This is a genomic window from Paenibacillus tengchongensis (assembly GCF_008973665.1).
Classification (GTDB): Bacteria; Bacillota; Bacilli; order Paenibacillales; family Paenibacillaceae; genus Paenibacillus_AQ; species Paenibacillus_AQ tengchongensis.
The window spans coordinates 158998-173832 of the sequence record NZ_WACP01000006.1; the positions used below are offsets into that span (position 1 = coordinate 158998).

The window sequence follows — 14835 nt, forward strand, 5'->3', positions numbered from 1 at the left end:
CCCTGTAAGGCTTATTCTGCCAGTTCTTCGTTGTCTGCTACTTCCTCTGTATGGTCACAGGATGTGCACTGCAGCTTCGCACCCTGCTTGTTGCGCTTCTCAATCATCCAGGAACCGCATACCGGACAAGGCTTGGCCGACGGCCGGTCCCAGGAGACAAAATCACAACCCGGATACTGATCGCAGCCGTAGAAGACCCGGCCTTTCTTGCTGCGGCGTTCGACGACTTTGCCTTCATGGCATTTCGGGCATTCCACTCCGATATCCTTAACGATCGGCTTCGTGTTCCGGCAATCCGGGAATCCGGAGCAGGCCAGGAATTTGCCGAACCGTCCCAGCTTGTAGACCATCGGCTTGCCGCATTTCTCGCAATGCTCATCGGAAACCTCATCTTCGATTTCGATTTCCTTCATTTCTTCCTCAGCTACGACCAGCCGTTTCTCGAAGGATTCATAGAATTCGGCAAGCACCTTCACCCAATCCTCTGCACCCTCTTCGACATGGTCAAGATCACCTTCCATATGCGCTGTAAATTCCACGTCGAGGATTTCCGGGAAGAACTGCTCCATCTGCTCGATAACCAGCTCTCCCAGCTCTGTCGGCATGAATTTCTTCTCTTCAATCGCTACATAACCGCGCTTCTGAATGGTCTCCAGCGTCGGCGCATAAGTACTTGGCCGTCCAATGCCCAGCTCTTCCAGCGTCTTTACCAGGCGTGCTTCCGTATACCGCGGCGGCGGCTGGGTGAAATGCTGCTTGGGCTCAATTCCCTTGCTCTCCAGCACATCTCCGGCCTGCAGCGGGGGCAGGAATTTCTCTTCATCCGTTGTCCCGTCGTCATTGCCTTCCACGTACACCTTCATGAAGCCCGGGAAAGAGATTTTGGAGCCAACGGCGCGGAATACAGCAGTGCCTACCGCAATATCTACCGACAAGGTATCCAGTACCGCCGAAGCCATCTGACTGGAAACAAAGCGCTCCCAAATCAGCTTGTATAAGCGGTATTGATCCCGGCTCATGAATTCCTTGACCAGCTCCGGCTCACGCATCGCGGAGGTTGGACGGATCGCCTCATGGGCATCCTGGGCTCCGGCCGCTTTCTTGGAATAATTGCGCGGCGCCTCCGGCACGAACGGTTCTCCATATTTGGCCAGAATCAGTTCACGCGCTTCATCCTGGGCCGTCGTGGACAGGCGGGTCGAGTCGGTACGCATATAGGTGATCAGACCGACCGTTCCTTCCTTGCCCAGCTCTACCCCTTCATAAAGCTGCTGTGCCACCGACATCGTCTTGGCCGCACGGAAGCCCAGCTTACGCGCTGCCTCCTGCTGCAATGAGCTTGTCGTAAACGGCGCGGAAGGATGCCGCTGGCGTTCCTTCTCTTTGACTTCGCTTACTGTGAAAGCTGCATTCTTGATGGCCTCTAGCACTTCCTGAACATCACTTTCCTGACCCAGCTCCTTTTTCTCGCCGTTCAGCTTGTGAAACTTCGCCTCAAACTCGGAATTACGGATGGCAAGCTTTGCCGTAATGCTCCAATACTCAGTCGGAACAAACGCCGAAATTTCATTTTCCCGGTCCATAATGATCTTGACCGCTACCGATTGCACACGTCCGGCGGAGAGGCCCTTTTTGACTTTCTTCCATAATAGAGGGCTGATCTTATACCCTACCAGCCGGTCCAGGATACGCCGGGCCTGCTGTGCGTTAACCAAATCCATATTGATTTTGCGCGGAGTCTTGAATGCATCCTTAACTGCCTGCTTGGTGATTTCATTGAACACCACCCGGCATTCCTGCGTGTTGTCCAGCTCCAGCGCATGCGCCAGATGCCAGGCAATTGCTTCACCTTCGCGGTCCGGGTCCGCCGCCAGATAGACTTTCTTCACTTTTTTGCTCGCGTCCTTGAGCTCTTTCAGAATGGAGCCCTTTCCGCGGATCGTTATATATTTAGGGCTGAACTGGTTCTCGACTTCAACCCCCATCTGGCTCTTCGGCAAGTCTCTAATATGTCCCATTGATGCCTTTACAATATATTTGCTGCCTAAATATTTGCCGATCGTCTTCGCTTTGGCCGGCGATTCGACAATAACCAATGCATCCGCCATAGGCTCTCCTCCTAGATCATAAATAAAGTGCAACTTTTACCCGTAAAACGCGCGATTTACACGCACTTCTATATTAAATTACCTTATAGATTGCACCCGGTAATTGCGCTACCGCTTTTTGTATGATTAACGATAACAGAACTGAATGCAAATGTCCAAACTGCCAGCCGGTACGTCCCAGAAGCTCATCCAGGGAGAACGGGCCTTGCTGCAGTATATGGTATAGGTGTTTCTCATCTTTTGTCAATTTCTTTTCGGTCTGCCCGTCCAGGCCCGTGCCCGCAGATTCATGCCCGGATTGCCTGTCCTCTGGCTTCAGCGGCAGAAGATGGGCATATTCTTCAAGGATATCTTCCGCTCCGGTCACCAGCTTGGCTCCCTGTTTAATCAGTTCCAAGGCGCCTCTGCTCTTGGGCGATGTCAGCGGCCCCGGCACGGCAAATACATCCCGGCCCGCTTCGAGCGCGGCATCCGCCGTAATCAGCGAGCCGCTGCGGGTATCGGCCTCAACAACCACCGTTCCCAAAGCCAGTCCGGCAATAATCCGGTTCCGCTGTGGGAACAGGCCGGGGTGACTCGGCGTGCCCAGCGGATACTCGGTCAGAACGAGTCCGCTGCGGGCGATTTGCCGTTCCAGCTCCCGGTTATCCGGCGGGTAGATTTTGTCAAAACCTGTCGCCATTACGGCGATCGTGCTTCCCTCCCCATGCAATGCCGCTTCATGGCAGACGCTGTCGATTCCCCGTGCCAGCCCGCTGACGACCGCCAGACCGGAGCGGCTAAGCTGCTCGGCAAGCTGTCCGCCGACCTTCCTTCCGTAAGCAGTGGGCCCCCGGGTACCGACCATCGCCACGGCCGGACGGGCAGACAGGCCAAGATCGCCTTTGTAGTACAGCACCCAGGGCGGCTGCGGCGTTTCTCGGAGCCGCGCCGGGTAATTTCCGTCGAGTACAGTAACGATATTCACACCTCTTTCTTCCATTAAAAGGCGGCGCTCCTCAATCCACTCCGCAAAATCCAGCACCGCCAGACGCCGTGCGGCAGCGGATGGCAGCCCGATATTTCGCCACTCCTCTTCGGGGCATGAACGTGCCTGTTCCGACAAATAGCCCGCCCGGAGAATTTTGTCGATGCTTTTCCAGCCAATACCCGCAATTTCATGATAACCGAATAATAAGTCGCGTTTGTCCATATGTATCCTTCTCCCTGCTCCGGCGGAAGGCTAACCTTCCTTATTTTGGGTTACGTGCAGCGCAAAATCAAGACCAACAAAAAAAGCAACCTTTCATTCCCGCCCGGGGAATAAAAGGTTGCTTACCTTTAACATTATTATACACATCAATGAAGACCGGGTATAGCTTTAATGTGTGGTAAAGGCATTTAGTATACCGCGTTCCTCCAGAACGCTGACCAGCGTAGAGCCCATCTCGGATGGCGTTGGCGCAACTTTGATGCCGCAGGACTCCAGCACGGCGATTTTCTCGCTGGCGGTGCCTTTGCCTCCGGAAATAATCGCTCCGGCATGACCCATCCGTTTGCCCGGAGGCGCCGTAACGCCGCCGATGAACCCGACGACCGGCTTTGTCATGTTCTCCTTAATCCACTGTGCGGCTTCCTCCTCCGCAGTCCCTCCGATTTCGCCGATCATCACAACCGCTTTGGTTCCGGGATCCTCATTAAATAGCTTAAGGATATCAATGAACTCCGAGCCCTTCACCGGGTCACCGCCGATGCCCACTGCCGTCGATTGACCGATTCCGCGCTCCGTCAGCTGATGCACCGCTTCATAAGTCAGTGTTCCGCTGCGGGACACTACGCCTACATAGCCAGGCGTATGGATGTAGCCCGGCATAATGCCGATTTTACACTCGCCCGGCGTAATTACACCAGGACAGTTCGGTCCGATCAGCACCGTAGATTTACCTTCCATATAACGGGAGACCTTGACCATGTCGAGGACAGGAATCCCTTCGGTAATGCAAATAACAAGCTCCAGCTCCGCGTCCACCGCTTCCATGATCGAATCCGCAGCGAATGCCGGCGGAACGTAAATCACACTGGCTGTCGCCCCGGTAGCCGCTACCGCCTGCACCACCGTATCGAATACGGGAAGATGGACTTCGCTGCCGTTTTCCAGCGTAATATCGACATAGGTTCCGCCTTTGCCCGGGGTAACCCCGCCGACCATTTGCGTACCGTAATCCAGTGCTCCCTTAGTATGGAATAAGCCGGTCGCCCCGGTAATGCCTTGCGTAATTACTTTCGTATGTTTATTGACAAGAATGCTCATGTTCAGGTCACATCCCCACTGTTAGAGTAGTCGAATACGAATACCGGGCCGTATAACCCGGCAGCAATTTACACCAGAGCGACAATCTTGCGGGCACCGTCAGCCATGGAGTCGGCAGGCACTATATTCAGCCCCGAGCCGGCGAGAATTTCTTTGCCCAAAGCGACATTTGTGCCTTCCAGGCGCACAACGAGCGGTTTGGTCAGACCCAGCTGTCTGGCCGCTTCCACCACTCCGCTGGCAATGACATCACAGCGCATAATCCCGCCGAAAATATTGACAAAGATCCCGCTGACTTTCTCATCGGATAAAATAATCTTGAACGCTTCCGTAACCTTCTCCGCCGTGGCGCCGCCGCCGACATCCAGGAAGTTGGCCGGCTCGCCCCCGTAATATTTGATAATGTCCATCGTTGCCATGGCAAGGCCGGCGCCGTTGACCATACAGCCGATATTGCCGTCCAGTGCAATATAGCTGAGATCGAACTTCGAGGCTTCGATTTCCTTTTCATCTTCTTCATCCAGGTCGCGCAGCGCCTGTATATCCTTATGGCGGAACAAGGCGTTCGAATCGAAATTAAGCTTCGCATCCAGCGCCATCACATTTCCGTCACCGGTGACGACCAGCGGATTAATCTCAGCAATAGAGCAATCCTTATCCACAAAAGCCAAATACAGCGCTTGCATGAACTTGACCGCCTTATTAACCAGCTCTGGAGGAATGGCGATGCTGTAAGCCAGCTTACGGGCCTGGAAGGTGAGGAGACCCACAGCCGGATCGATCACTTCTTTAAAAATCTTCTCCGGATGTTTAGCCGCCACCTCTTCAATTTCTGTCCCGCCTTCTTCAGAGGCCATCATGACGATCCGTCCTGAAGTGCGGTCTACCACCAGTCCAATATAGTATTCCTTCACAATCTGGCAGCCTTCCTCAATCAGAAGGCGTTTGATTTCCTTGCCTTCCGGACCTGTCTGGTGCGTGACCAACGTTTTGCCCAGAAGCTCCGCCGCATAGGTTCGCACCTCTTCCGGCGACTTCGCGATTTTGACGCCGCCTGCTTTTCCCCGGCCGCCTGCATGAATCTGCGCTTTTACAACCACTACCGGTGTGCCCAGCGATGCTGCGGCTTCTACCGCTTCCTCCACTGTGTAAGCTACTTTACCGTTCGGTACGGCGACGCCGTACTTCTTAAGTACTTCTTTTCCCTGATACTCGTGGATATTCATACCGGAAGCCTCCTAAATGTAGCGGCGGCCTTAGGGCAGGCTCCCTAAAGCCTTTCCGCTTTCCGTTTTGATTGTCCAAAGCCGGGTCCAGACCGGTGGATGTTACAACACCCGGTGTTCAAGGCGACAGCCGAACCGGTCCGTAAGCGAAGACGGCCGCGCTCTCACCTGTGACCACTGTCATTAAATACAGAGTCTAGATTCTATATTTACATATATGACAGAATGGGAAACCCAGAATATTGTAACATGATTTAAAAACGCTTTCCTTATAAACTTTTCATTATTTATACACAAATTTTCGCTAAGTTTCATGCCGAAACGCGAACGGTTTCATTGACATTCACATAATGATCATTTTGAAGCGGAATTGACATTGGCCTGGTGAACGCGGGCCAGCAGCTCTTTGAATTCGCCCAGCAGCCGGATGAACTCGTCAGGGGACAGCTCCGTCCCTTCGGCAAGTTTGGCAGGAATGCAGGCCGCCTCGCTGCGCAGCGCCCAGCCCTTCTCGGTAAGGGAAATCAGGACCTTGCGCTCATCCTGCAGTGACCGTTCACGGACGATGAGCCCCGCAGCCTGCAGCCGCTTCAGGAGCGGCGTCAGTGTTCCCGAGTCCAGGAATAAGGCTTCTCCCAGCTCTTTTACCGTGCATTCCTGTCTTTCCCAGAGCACCATCATAACCAGGTATTGCGAATAGGTCAGGCCGATCTTGTCCAGATGGGGCTGGTATAGCTTGGTGAACTCGCGGGAACAGGCGTATATTGTAAAACACAGCTGATTGTCCAGCATCAGCTCGGGTGATGTAGTCGGTTTATTCATGTTAGATTCACCTGCCTCTCGGTCATTATTTTATCACAACTTCTCCGCAATATCATGTTAATAGCAAAAAATATATTGACTATTGTTTTTATTTTGGTAAATTTAATTGTGTACAATATAATTTGATAACGAACGGAGAGATTTCTATGATGACTATTCAACAGAAAATGTATGAGACTACAGTAAAAGCAGTCGGCGGCCGCAACGGCTACGTGGAATCAGCTAACCCGCAGCTGAACCTGACCATCAGCACCCCGCGCGAAATGGGCGGCGCAGGAGGAGACGGCACCAACCCTGAACAGCTGTTTGCCGCCGGCTATTCCGCCTGCTTCGACAGCGCCCTAAACATGGTGGCCCGGATGGGCAAAGTGAAGATTGAAGGCAGTGAAGTAACGGCGACTGTAAGCTTCGGTAAAGTGGAAGACGGCGGCTTCGGCATCGCCGTCAAGCTTGACGTGCTGGTCAAAGGCGTTGACCATGACACTGCGGTGCAGCTGACAGAAGCGGCACACGGCGCCTGCCCTTACTCCCGCGCTACCCGCGGGAACATTCAGGTAGAGATTAACGTGCTGTAAGCCGGAATGCCTTGCGGCTTGCCGACAGTAAAGATGCCGCCCCATCACCGGGGCGGCATCTTTATATCTTCTGTTTATCTGTGCCGGCTAGCCTATACGCTTCACTCCTCACTCTGCACCTGGCGGTCTAAGTTGCGGTATTGCACCGCTTCGGCCAGGTGCGCAGTAGAGATGTCGGCAGCCCCTTCCAGGTCTGCAATCGTACGGGCCAGCTTAATAATCCGGTCATGGGCGCGCATGCTGAGACCGAGACTGTCCAATACTCCGGCAAGCAACGCGGCGCTCTCCGGACTCAGCGCCGCATAACGCCGCAATGCTCCGCCGGTCAGCTCGCTGTTCCATGAGATGGGCAGTGACCGGTAGCGCTCCGCTTGTATCGCCTGAGCCGCCAGCACTTCGGCGCGCATCTCCGCCGTCGACCGGGACGGACGCCCGCGTTCCCATTCGCTCCGGCGGGGAACATCGACCTGCATGTCCATCCGGTCCATAAGCGGGCCGGAGATGCGGGAACGGTAATGGGCAATCCTTGCGTCGCTGCATGTGCACCGCTGCTGCAGGCTGCCGCTTCCCAGAAACCCGCAGCTGCATGGATTCATGGAACAGGCCAGCAGAAATTTGGCGGGATATGTAAACGTTGCTCTGGCGCGGCTGATGGTAACCACACCGTCCTCCAGCGGCTGGCGGAGCACTTCAAGCACATTCCGCGAGAACTCAGGAAGCTCATCGAGAAACAGTATACCGCGGTGGGCCAGGCTGACCTCACCGGGCTTCGGAATTCCGCCGCCGCCGATCAGTCCGGCACCGGAGATGGTGTGATGCGGCGAACGGAACGGCCGGCTGCGCAGGAGGCCGCTGCGGGCATCCTTCAGCTTGCCCGCAGCGCTGAAGATCTGGGTTACCTCCAGCGCTTCGCTGTCGCTGAGCGGCGGAAGGATGCCCGGCAACCGTTTAATCAGCATCGTCTTCCCCGTTCCCGGAGGGCCGACCAGCACAATATTATGCATTCCGGCGGCGGCAATCGTCAATGCCCGTTTCACATGATCCTGACCCCGTACATCGCTGTAATCCTCCAGCAGCAGTTGCCCGCCTGATTCCGCAGTGCCGCTCACGGCCGGCTGCTCGTACATCAAATGCTTTAAATCCGTCACCTTAACCGGAGAGCGGTCCTGCGGTCCCGCTGCCGCACTGATTATCACGGGAAAGGGCAGCGGATTAGGAGCGCAGGCTTCCCCCGACTCCCCTGCCGGCAGCAGCCTGACCGGCTCCTCCGTCTCCCGCGAGAGCTCACGCAAATGCCCGGCGGCATATACCGTCATTCCCTGGATGAGCGCGGCCTCGGAAGCATTGCCGGCAGGCACAAGCACTTGGCGTAAGCCGGCGCGGCGGGCAGCCTCCACCATCGGCAGCACCCCCGTCACCGGCCGCAGACTGCCGTCCAGCGCGAGTTCACCGAGCAGCAGCATATCCTGTGCTGCAGGCATGACGAGCTGCCCGCTTGTCGTCAGGATACCCAGAGCAATAGCCAGATCGAAAGCCGAGCCCTCCTTCCGCAAGTCAGCCGGCGCGAGGTTTACCGTCACCCGCTGCTGCGGATAGCGGAATCCGCAGTTCTTGACGGCAGCCCGCACACGTTCCACCGCCTCACGTACGGCGGAATCCGGCAGTCCGATAATGTTCGTCTGCGGCAGCCCGTTGGCCAAATCGATCTCTACGCCGATCATTACTCCCTCAATACCGTATAAGCAGGCACTCTGTAATTTTCCATACATCAAAAAACACCTCTTCCCCAGTTTACGCCCGCAAGAACAACAGAGCGTTTACATCGAGAAAAAGGTGCTTCCTAATTTCCGGATATTCTATTAAACATAGTATACAGCCGGCAGCAGTCCGGCGGCAAGTTGGCTCTAGGCCTCTCCCGCACCGGTCGTTACGTAATCCCTGATTTGTTCAAATGCCAGCGGGCGGTATCCCGTATGTTCCACACATACATTGAAATGCTGAATACCTTCATATTTCTGGCCATGGATATGTCCGTGTACATTAACATAAGGCATATGCCTGTTCATATACATCGGTTCATGGGACAGGAAAAAGAACTCGTTATAAATCAGCGGATATTCGCTGACTTCGTCAAAGCCAGCTTCCAGCCACCAGGCCCGCCCGCGCCCCCGGTCGTGATTGCCCAGAATCAATATTTTGTAGCCGTTAAGAGCCGATACGATATGGCGGGTCTCCTCCAAAGTGCGGAATGAAAAATCACCGAGGTGAAATACGGTATCCCCGCTATCCACCGCCGAGTTCCATGCCGAGATCATTTCACGGTCCATTTCCTCCGCGTCCGCAAACGGCCGCGATTCAAAATCAATGATCTGAAGGTGGCCGAAATGGTGATCGGAAGTGAAAAATACTTTTGACATCAGCATCCTCTACTTTCAATGAGTCTTACGTCTTTGCACAAGTGCGTATTTTGCTATATTAGTCACAGACCATGTGTTTTTATGCAAAAAAACGGATCATTTGTCCCAGTCACGCTTGCTTGTGCGCTCATCGCCATCCAGCCTGATCAGTTCCGCCAGCGGCGGGACTTCTTCATTCTCGATCAGCCAGTTGCGCATCTCTTTAATCGCTTCAACCTGTCCGTTGCCTTTGTCCCGCCACGTCAGCAGCTCAATCACCCGGATCACGAGTGACAGCAGGCTGCTGTTGCTGCGCTGGTTCTTTTCCGCCCTTATTTTTTGAAACAGCGCTTCGCTTTCCCAATCAATCAGGATCTCTTCGGCGATCGCCGGCCGCATGACGGTAAAGGTCTTGCCGCAATGCTCGCAACGGACGACGGACATCGGTTCTCCGCCCAGGTCGACTGAAAGATTATGTTCACAATGCTGGCAGTCAAAGGTAATGTGTATGTGAAATGTTGGATTATGCATAGCGGACAACCCTCCTCCCGGTGGCATTCAAAGTTACAATTATGTATACCCATTTCCTCAGAGAAATGACCCAGGAAGACGTGCCTCGAGTCGAACCGTGTCAGACATTCCGCAGAAACAGCACAGACCCATCCATTCTTTCCGAAAAAAGGAATCTTATTCAGCCGCCTCATCCTTACGCCAATCACGGGCTAGAAGGCCTCGCGTATATGATGCAACCGGACAACGTTCAAATCTTCATGCAGCTGGACCGTCACCACATCAAAAGAAACCCGCCGGTCCGCCAGACGATGCTGGTGCAAATACACCTCCGCGCTCTGCCTGACTTGGCGGATTTTGCGTGCGTCCACCGACTCCTCAGGGGTACCCGGCAGCGGATTGCCGGCGCGGCTGCGCACTTCCACAAAGACCAGACCTGCGTCTAATTCGGCCACAATGTCAAGCTCTCCAGTGCGGCAGCGCCAATTCCGTTCGCGGATATGATATCCGCAGGAAGCCAGATACTGCGCAGCAGCCTGCTCTGCGGCGGCTCCCTTTTGCTTGCGGTTGTACCGACTACGCGGCTCCGGCTCCATCATTTCGGCCTCCGTGCCGCGGCAGAGCGGTCGCTTTGATACACATAGCTCAGAATCTCGGCTACGAGCTGATACAGCTCCGGAGGAATTTGCTGATCGAGATCCAGCTTGGACAGCACCTCTACCAGTGCCGCGTCCTCTTGCACAGCCACGCCATGCTCCTTGGCTTTCTGCAGAATAATCTCCGCAATCTCGCCCTGCCCTTTCGCCACAACCACAGGCGCCTCGGACTGGCCGGGCGTATACTTCAATGCTACCGCTTTTTTGCGGAGGAGCGCAGCTTCCGTGTCCGTCTCTTTCATATGCGGTAATCGACTCCTTTGTAGGCATCCGGCACATAGTCAGCCAGCTTGCCCGGCGCTCCCGTCACGGAAGGGGCTGTGCTGCGCTCGGGCAGCGGTTCAGTCCGCAGGCTGGACAGTTGGTAGCCGATCGATTCGACTGCTCCCTGAATATCCTCCCGCCGCGCTTCCAGCAGCTCCAGCACCCATGGCGTATCGTTATGCAGCTTCAGACTGACAATCCGGTCCACGACCTGCACATCGACCAGGGTCTGGCCGAGCTGCCGCATATCCAGATCGAACCAGAGCCGGCAGTTCGCCGGATCGAGCTCGCCTTTGCGGCCGCGCCGCGACTGGATATGCACAGAAGCGGTCTCCTCACCATCCGCACCTCTCAGCGGCAGGAACAGCGTTACCTGCGCGAACGGCGCCGTGCGGTCGGTATTGAGGAGCAGCTGCTGCCCGGTCAGCTGCTGTACCAGTTGGCCCGCGGCCTCCTTGACCGCGGGAGGCACCTCCGGCGCGCCCAGCACCTGCAGCAGCACGCCTTTCAGCGTGTCTGCCGCCTCCGCCTGGGCGCCCCTGCCCTGCAGCGCCGCCTGCGGCAGCGCTGCTTCGCGCGTCCCCGCGGCTGCCGCCGGCGCCGCGGACCGCACCTGCGCGGCGGTCTCACCGCCGCCGCGCACGGCTTGCTGCTCGTGCTCCGCACCGAGCAGCTTCAGCACGCGCCCCACCCACGGCTCTGCCTCGTGGGTGGAGGCGTTGCCCTGCGCCGCAGCGGGCGCAGGGTCAGCGGCTTCGCCCGCCGCAGGCGCGGGCGAAGCTCCGGCGAGCTGCGGCAATGCGCCGCGCAGCTCGTCCAGCACGCCCTGCAGGCGCAGCTGCAGGGCGGCCGGTCCGCCGGCGGCCGGCGCAGCCTTGGCCACCGCCCCCGCAGGCAAGCTCACAGCTTCAGCTTGCCCGGAAGCAGCCGGCTTCGCAGCGGCAGCAGCCGTATCGCCGCCTCGGCCTTCAGGCGGCTGCGGCGCCCCGGCTGGCGCTGCGGTTCCCGGCGAGCTGCCAGCCTGTCCCTCGGCTCTCCCGGCACTTCCTTGCATGGATCCGGCCGGTCCCTCGGCTCTCCCGGCACTTTCTGGCATAAGTCCGGCTGATCCTTCAGCCTGTCCTACAGGTCCTTGCGGAGCCGCGGGTGTCCCAGCCGCTTTCCCCGAAGCAGCCTGCGCGGCTGGTTCCGCCGGCTCCGCACCGCTTGCTGCTCCCGGCACCGCCCCCGGTGCCGGCTCTGTTCTGCCTGCCGTTCCTTGCGGCAAGCCCTCTGCTCCGTCAGCAGCTGGCAAAGCCGCGCCCGCAGAGGTCATCCCCGGCTTCCCGTCAGCCTGCGGCAACCCGTCAGGAGCCTCACTTTGCCCTGCAGCAAGCTGCGCAGAAGAGCCTGTCCCGACTCCCGGAACAGCGGGCGCAGCCGCGTGGGCATTGACCGTCCCCGGCCGCAATGCAGAAGCTTCCGGGCCGCTATCGGCCGTACCTGCTCCGGCAACATTGCCGGACGCAGCTTGCGCCTGTGAAGAAGGTACGGATGCCTTCTCCCCCGCTCCCGCCGTGCCTGCCGGCACACCCGTTCCGGCTGCCGAAGCCGACGTTCCGCTGCTGCCCTTCGCGGTCTGCTCCGTCCAAAGCCGCAGCTCATTCTCCAGATTCGTCAGCAGCTCATGCAGCTTAGGGCCAAATACGGCCTGCTGAATGCCTTTGACACTCTCGGTGGTTACCGGCAAACCGCGCTTCAGGGAAATCGCTGCCGATTCCAGCCACTCCCCGGCGGGAACGCCTTGCGGCTTGGCCGCCATGACCGCATCCAGCTTGGCGGCGGTCTCCTTGGTGAGCGGCAGCCCGGCCGACAGCATGGCCTGAATCACCTCCCGCCCGGCCTTGGACTGGCTTAGACCCAGCGTCTCCAGCGCTTCGCCCATGCTTTGCGGCGAGGACAGCAGCGCCGTTTCCGCCGGCACCGGCTTAAGCACCGGCAGACCGTTCTCTCCGGCCGGCGCCACCTGCAGCGTCAGCATTTGTCCGGGCGCAAGCGGCGTCTCCAGCTCAGCCCGCACCGGCGTTCCTTGAATCTGCACGACCGCTTCTTTGCCGTTCTCTGCTACACTGAGAACCGTACCGCGGACGACCTGGCCTTCCTTCAGCTCAACGGCTTTCACCTCACCCGGCCTGCTGTCGCCGAGTAATCCGCGCATCAGCGATCCGATATTCATCTGCGTTCCCTCCTTCCCACGGTTAATTACTATTTAATATATCGGCAATCCGCTGTGATTTATGAAAGCCGAAGCTCCATTGCCCTTACCGCTAACTGCCTAAAATAAAGTCATCTGCTCCGCCATAATCTTGCCGATGAAGCTGCGCCGGTGCATCGGGGTCGGCCCCAGCGACACCAGCTGCTCCCGGTGCAATTTGGTAGCATATCCTTTATGTACTTTAATCCCGTATTCCGGATACTGCTCCTCCCACAAGCCTTCACATAACCGGTCACGCGTAACCTTGGCTATAATCGAAGCCGCTGCAATCGACTGGCTGTTCGCATCGCCCTTGATAATGGCCCGCTGCGGAAGCGGCAGATCCACCTTCTCCGCATCAATCAGCATATAGTCCGGCGTTTCGGCCAGCCCCTCCACCGCCAGCTTCATCGCCAGCCGCGAGGCCTGCTTGATGTTGATCTCATCGATGACAGCCGCTTCCACCTGGCCGACGCTTACGGCCAGTGCCTGCTCCATAATCTGTTCGAACAGCGACTCGCGCTTCTTTGCCGTCAGCTTCTTGGAGTCATCCACGCCTTCAATGATCAGCCCTTCGGGCAAAATCACGGCGGCAGCCACCACATCGCCGAAGAGACAACCGCGCCCCACTTCATCTACGCCGGCAATCCGGCAATAGGACTGCCCCCAGATTTCTTTTTCATGAAGCAGCATATCGGTGGTGCTCCATTGTTCCAATTGTTGTTCACTTTCCATTTCTTCATCCGCTCCTCTTCCTCCCAGCTTATCACAGGAAGGGGGACAGGTCATCCCTGTCTGCGCTTCTAACCCCATACAAAAAGCCACCCAAATGTTGGATGGCTTGCTTAACCGTCACTCTATTCTATTCAAGGCATTTCCAGCGTATAGGTTCCCAGCTTGCCGGCCCGCAGCTCATGCAGCAGGATACGCGAAGCCTTCTCCAGATCGACACGCCCGCCGCTGACAAGACAGCCGCGCTTGCGGCCGACCGCTTCCATCACCGCTACAATCTCGTCCGGATTGTCCGTATCCGGTGCCGGAAGCTTCTCCACACCGAACCGCTCAGTGAACCGTTCACCGTAGTCACGCAGCAAATATTTCACCGCAAAAAAAGCGATATCCTCGATGTTAAGAATTTCTTCCTTGATTGCACCCGTTACGGCCAGACGGTAGCCGACCTCCTGATCCTCGAACTTCGGCCACAGAATCCCCGGCGTATCCAGCAGCTCCAGATTTCCGCCGGTTTTGATCCATTGTTGCCCCTTCGTCACACCCGGACGGTCGCCAGTGGGGGCAATGTTCCGGCCGGCCATCTTGTTGATCAGCGTCGATTTGCCGACATTGGGAATGCCGACGATCAGCGCCCGCATTGGACGGGGGTTCATGCCTTTGGCAATTTGCCGGTCCAGCTTGTCCTTCAGCAGCGTCTTCACCTGCTCGGGAATGTCTTTCACACCCCGGCCGGTGGCCGCATCGACCGGATGGGCCAAATACCCCTGCTCTTTGAAATGAGCCAGCCATTTGCGCGTGGCCTCCGGGTCGGCCAGATCCGCTTTGTTCATAATAATCAACCGGGGCTTGTCCCGTAAAATATCGTCGATCATCGGATTGCGGCTGGAAAGCGGCAGACGTGCGTCGATCAGCTCGATCGCCACATCAATCAGCTTCAGTTTGTCCTCGATCTGCCGTCTGGCCTTCGTCATATGACCGGGAAACCATTGGATGGTCATAGCCGTCACCTCCTTCGACTTGCCT

General features: G+C 57.0%; 14 protein-coding genes. 1 reads left to right on the forward strand and 13 read right to left on the reverse strand.

Annotation, left to right across the window (positions count from 1 at the left end; translation table 11 throughout):
• Positions 1 to 11: 11 nt before the first annotated feature.
• From topA to F1381_RS12240, 5 genes are all read right to left on the reverse strand, one after another.
• Positions 12 to 2108 carry a type I DNA topoisomerase gene (gene topA / locus F1381_RS12220; protein WP_151735140.1) on the reverse strand — a complete coding sequence of 699 codons (2097 nt, stop codon included), beginning with the start codon at positions 2106 to 2108 and terminating at the stop codon, positions 12 to 14.
• 73 nt (positions 2109 to 2181) lie between these two features.
• Positions 2182 to 3300 (reverse strand): DNA-processing protein DprA, encoded by a 1119-nt coding sequence (gene dprA, locus F1381_RS12225; protein WP_187355310.1) that lies wholly within the window; start codon positions 3298 to 3300, stop codon positions 2182 to 2184.
• A gap of 168 nt (positions 3301 to 3468) precedes the next feature.
• On the reverse strand, positions 3469 to 4398 hold the full coding sequence (sucD, locus tag F1381_RS12230) for a succinate--CoA ligase subunit alpha (protein ID WP_151735142.1): 930 nt from the start codon (positions 4396 to 4398) through the stop codon (positions 3469 to 3471).
• Between the two features lie 68 nt (positions 4399 to 4466).
• Positions 4467 to 5624 carry an ADP-forming succinate--CoA ligase subunit beta gene (sucC, locus tag F1381_RS12235; RefSeq protein WP_151735143.1) on the reverse strand — a complete coding sequence of 386 codons (1158 nt, stop codon included), beginning with the start codon at positions 5622 to 5624 and terminating at the stop codon, positions 4467 to 4469.
• Between the two features lie 354 nt (positions 5625 to 5978).
• On the reverse strand, positions 5979 to 6446 hold the full coding sequence (locus F1381_RS12240; RefSeq protein ID WP_151735144.1) for a MarR family winged helix-turn-helix transcriptional regulator: 468 nt from the start codon (positions 6444 to 6446) through the stop codon (positions 5979 to 5981).
• Between the two features lie 146 nt (positions 6447 to 6592).
• Between F1381_RS12240 and F1381_RS12245 the strand changes: the two genes are divergently transcribed.
• Complete coding sequence (locus F1381_RS12245; RefSeq protein ID WP_151735145.1) at positions 6593 to 7021, forward strand: organic hydroperoxide resistance protein; 429 nt, start codon at positions 6593 to 6595, stop codon at positions 7019 to 7021.
• 101 nt (positions 7022 to 7122) lie between these two features.
• On the opposite strand, the gene F1381_RS12250 is transcribed toward F1381_RS12245, so the two are convergent.
• The 8 genes from F1381_RS12250 to ylqF all read right to left on the reverse strand — a co-directional run bounded on the left by F1381_RS12250 (position 7123) and on the right by ylqF (position 14810).
• Entirely contained in the window at positions 7123 to 8790 is a 1668-nt protein-coding gene (locus F1381_RS12250) for a YifB family Mg chelatase-like AAA ATPase (protein ID WP_151735146.1), read from the reverse strand.
• A 135-nt stretch (positions 8791 to 8925) separates the two neighbouring features.
• Positions 8926 to 9438: a metallophosphoesterase gene (locus F1381_RS12255; RefSeq protein WP_151735147.1), complete on the reverse strand. Its 513-nt coding sequence runs from the start codon at positions 9436 to 9438 to the stop codon at positions 8926 to 8928.
• 96 nt (positions 9439 to 9534) lie between these two features.
• Entirely contained in the window at positions 9535 to 9948 is a 414-nt protein-coding gene (locus F1381_RS12260) for a hypothetical protein (protein WP_151735148.1), read from the reverse strand.
• 191 nt (positions 9949 to 10139) lie between these two features.
• Positions 10140 to 10523, reverse strand: coding sequence for a YraN family protein (locus F1381_RS12265; protein ID WP_425495264.1), 384 nt, complete (start codon positions 10521 to 10523; stop codon positions 10140 to 10142).
• A complete protein-coding gene (locus F1381_RS12270) occupies positions 10523 to 10825 on the reverse strand; it encodes an EscU/YscU/HrcU family type III secretion system export apparatus switch protein (RefSeq protein WP_151735150.1) in 303 nt (100 codons plus the stop codon). Before F1381_RS12270 ends, F1381_RS12265 begins: the two co-directional genes overlap by 1 nt.
• Positions 10822 to 13062: a hypothetical protein gene (locus F1381_RS12275; RefSeq protein WP_151735151.1), complete on the reverse strand. Its 2241-nt coding sequence runs from the start codon at positions 13060 to 13062 to the stop codon at positions 10822 to 10824. The genes F1381_RS12270 and F1381_RS12275 overlap by 4 nt, the downstream gene beginning before the upstream one ends.
• 99 nt (positions 13063 to 13161) lie before the next feature.
• Positions 13162 to 13815 (reverse strand): ribonuclease HII, encoded by a 654-nt coding sequence (locus F1381_RS12280; RefSeq protein WP_151735286.1) that lies wholly within the window; start codon positions 13813 to 13815, stop codon positions 13162 to 13164.
• A 131-nt stretch (positions 13816 to 13946) separates the two neighbouring features.
• Complete coding sequence (gene ylqF, locus F1381_RS12285; protein WP_151735152.1) at positions 13947 to 14810, reverse strand: ribosome biogenesis GTPase YlqF; 864 nt, start codon at positions 14808 to 14810, stop codon at positions 13947 to 13949.
• Positions 14811 to 14835: the final 25 nt, after the last annotated feature.

What these genes read in the sequence shown, in the direction of transcription:
- F1381_RS12255 (WP_151735147.1), bottom strand. Translation starts at nt 9,438, where the DNA reads ATGTCAAAAGTATTTTTCACTTCCGATCACCATTTCGGCCACCTTCAG.
- F1381_RS12260 (WP_151735148.1), bottom strand. Translation starts at nt 9,948, where the DNA reads ATGCATAATCCAACATTTCACATACACATTACCTTTGACTGCCAGCAT.
- F1381_RS12265 (WP_425495264.1), bottom strand. Translation starts at nt 10,523, where the DNA reads ATGGAGCCGGAGCCGCGTAGTCGGTACAACCGCAAGCAAAAGGGAGCC.
- F1381_RS12245 (WP_151735145.1), top strand. Translation starts at nt 6,593, where the DNA reads ATGATGACTATTCAACAGAAAATGTATGAGACTACAGTAAAAGCAGTC.
- F1381_RS12280 (WP_151735286.1), bottom strand. Translation starts at nt 13,815, where the DNA reads ATGGAAAGTGAACAACAATTGGAACAATGGAGCACCACCGATATGCTG.
- F1381_RS12250 (WP_151735146.1), bottom strand. Translation starts at nt 8,790, where the DNA reads ATGTATGGAAAATTACAGAGTGCCTGCTTATACGGTATTGAGGGAGTA.
- sucC (WP_151735143.1), bottom strand. Translation starts at nt 5,624, where the DNA reads ATGAATATCCACGAGTATCAGGGAAAAGAAGTACTTAAGAAGTACGGC.
- F1381_RS12275 (WP_151735151.1), bottom strand. Translation starts at nt 13,062, where the DNA reads ATGAATATCGGATCGCTGATGCGCGGATTACTCGGCGACAGCAGGCCG.
- sucD (WP_151735142.1), bottom strand. Translation starts at nt 4,398, where the DNA reads ATGAGCATTCTTGTCAATAAACATACGAAAGTAATTACGCAAGGCATT.
- ylqF (WP_151735152.1), bottom strand. Translation starts at nt 14,810, where the DNA reads ATGACCATCCAATGGTTTCCCGGTCATATGACGAAGGCCAGACGGCAG.
- F1381_RS12270 (WP_151735150.1), bottom strand. Translation starts at nt 10,825, where the DNA reads ATGAAAGAGACGGACACGGAAGCTGCGCTCCTCCGCAAAAAAGCGGTA.
- topA (WP_151735140.1), bottom strand. Translation starts at nt 2,108, where the DNA reads ATGGCGGATGCATTGGTTATTGTCGAATCGCCGGCCAAAGCGAAGACG.
- F1381_RS12240 (WP_151735144.1), bottom strand. Translation starts at nt 6,446, where the DNA reads ATGAATAAACCGACTACATCACCCGAGCTGATGCTGGACAATCAGCTG.
- dprA (WP_187355310.1), bottom strand. Translation starts at nt 3,300, where the DNA reads ATGGACAAACGCGACTTATTATTCGGTTATCATGAAATTGCGGGTATT.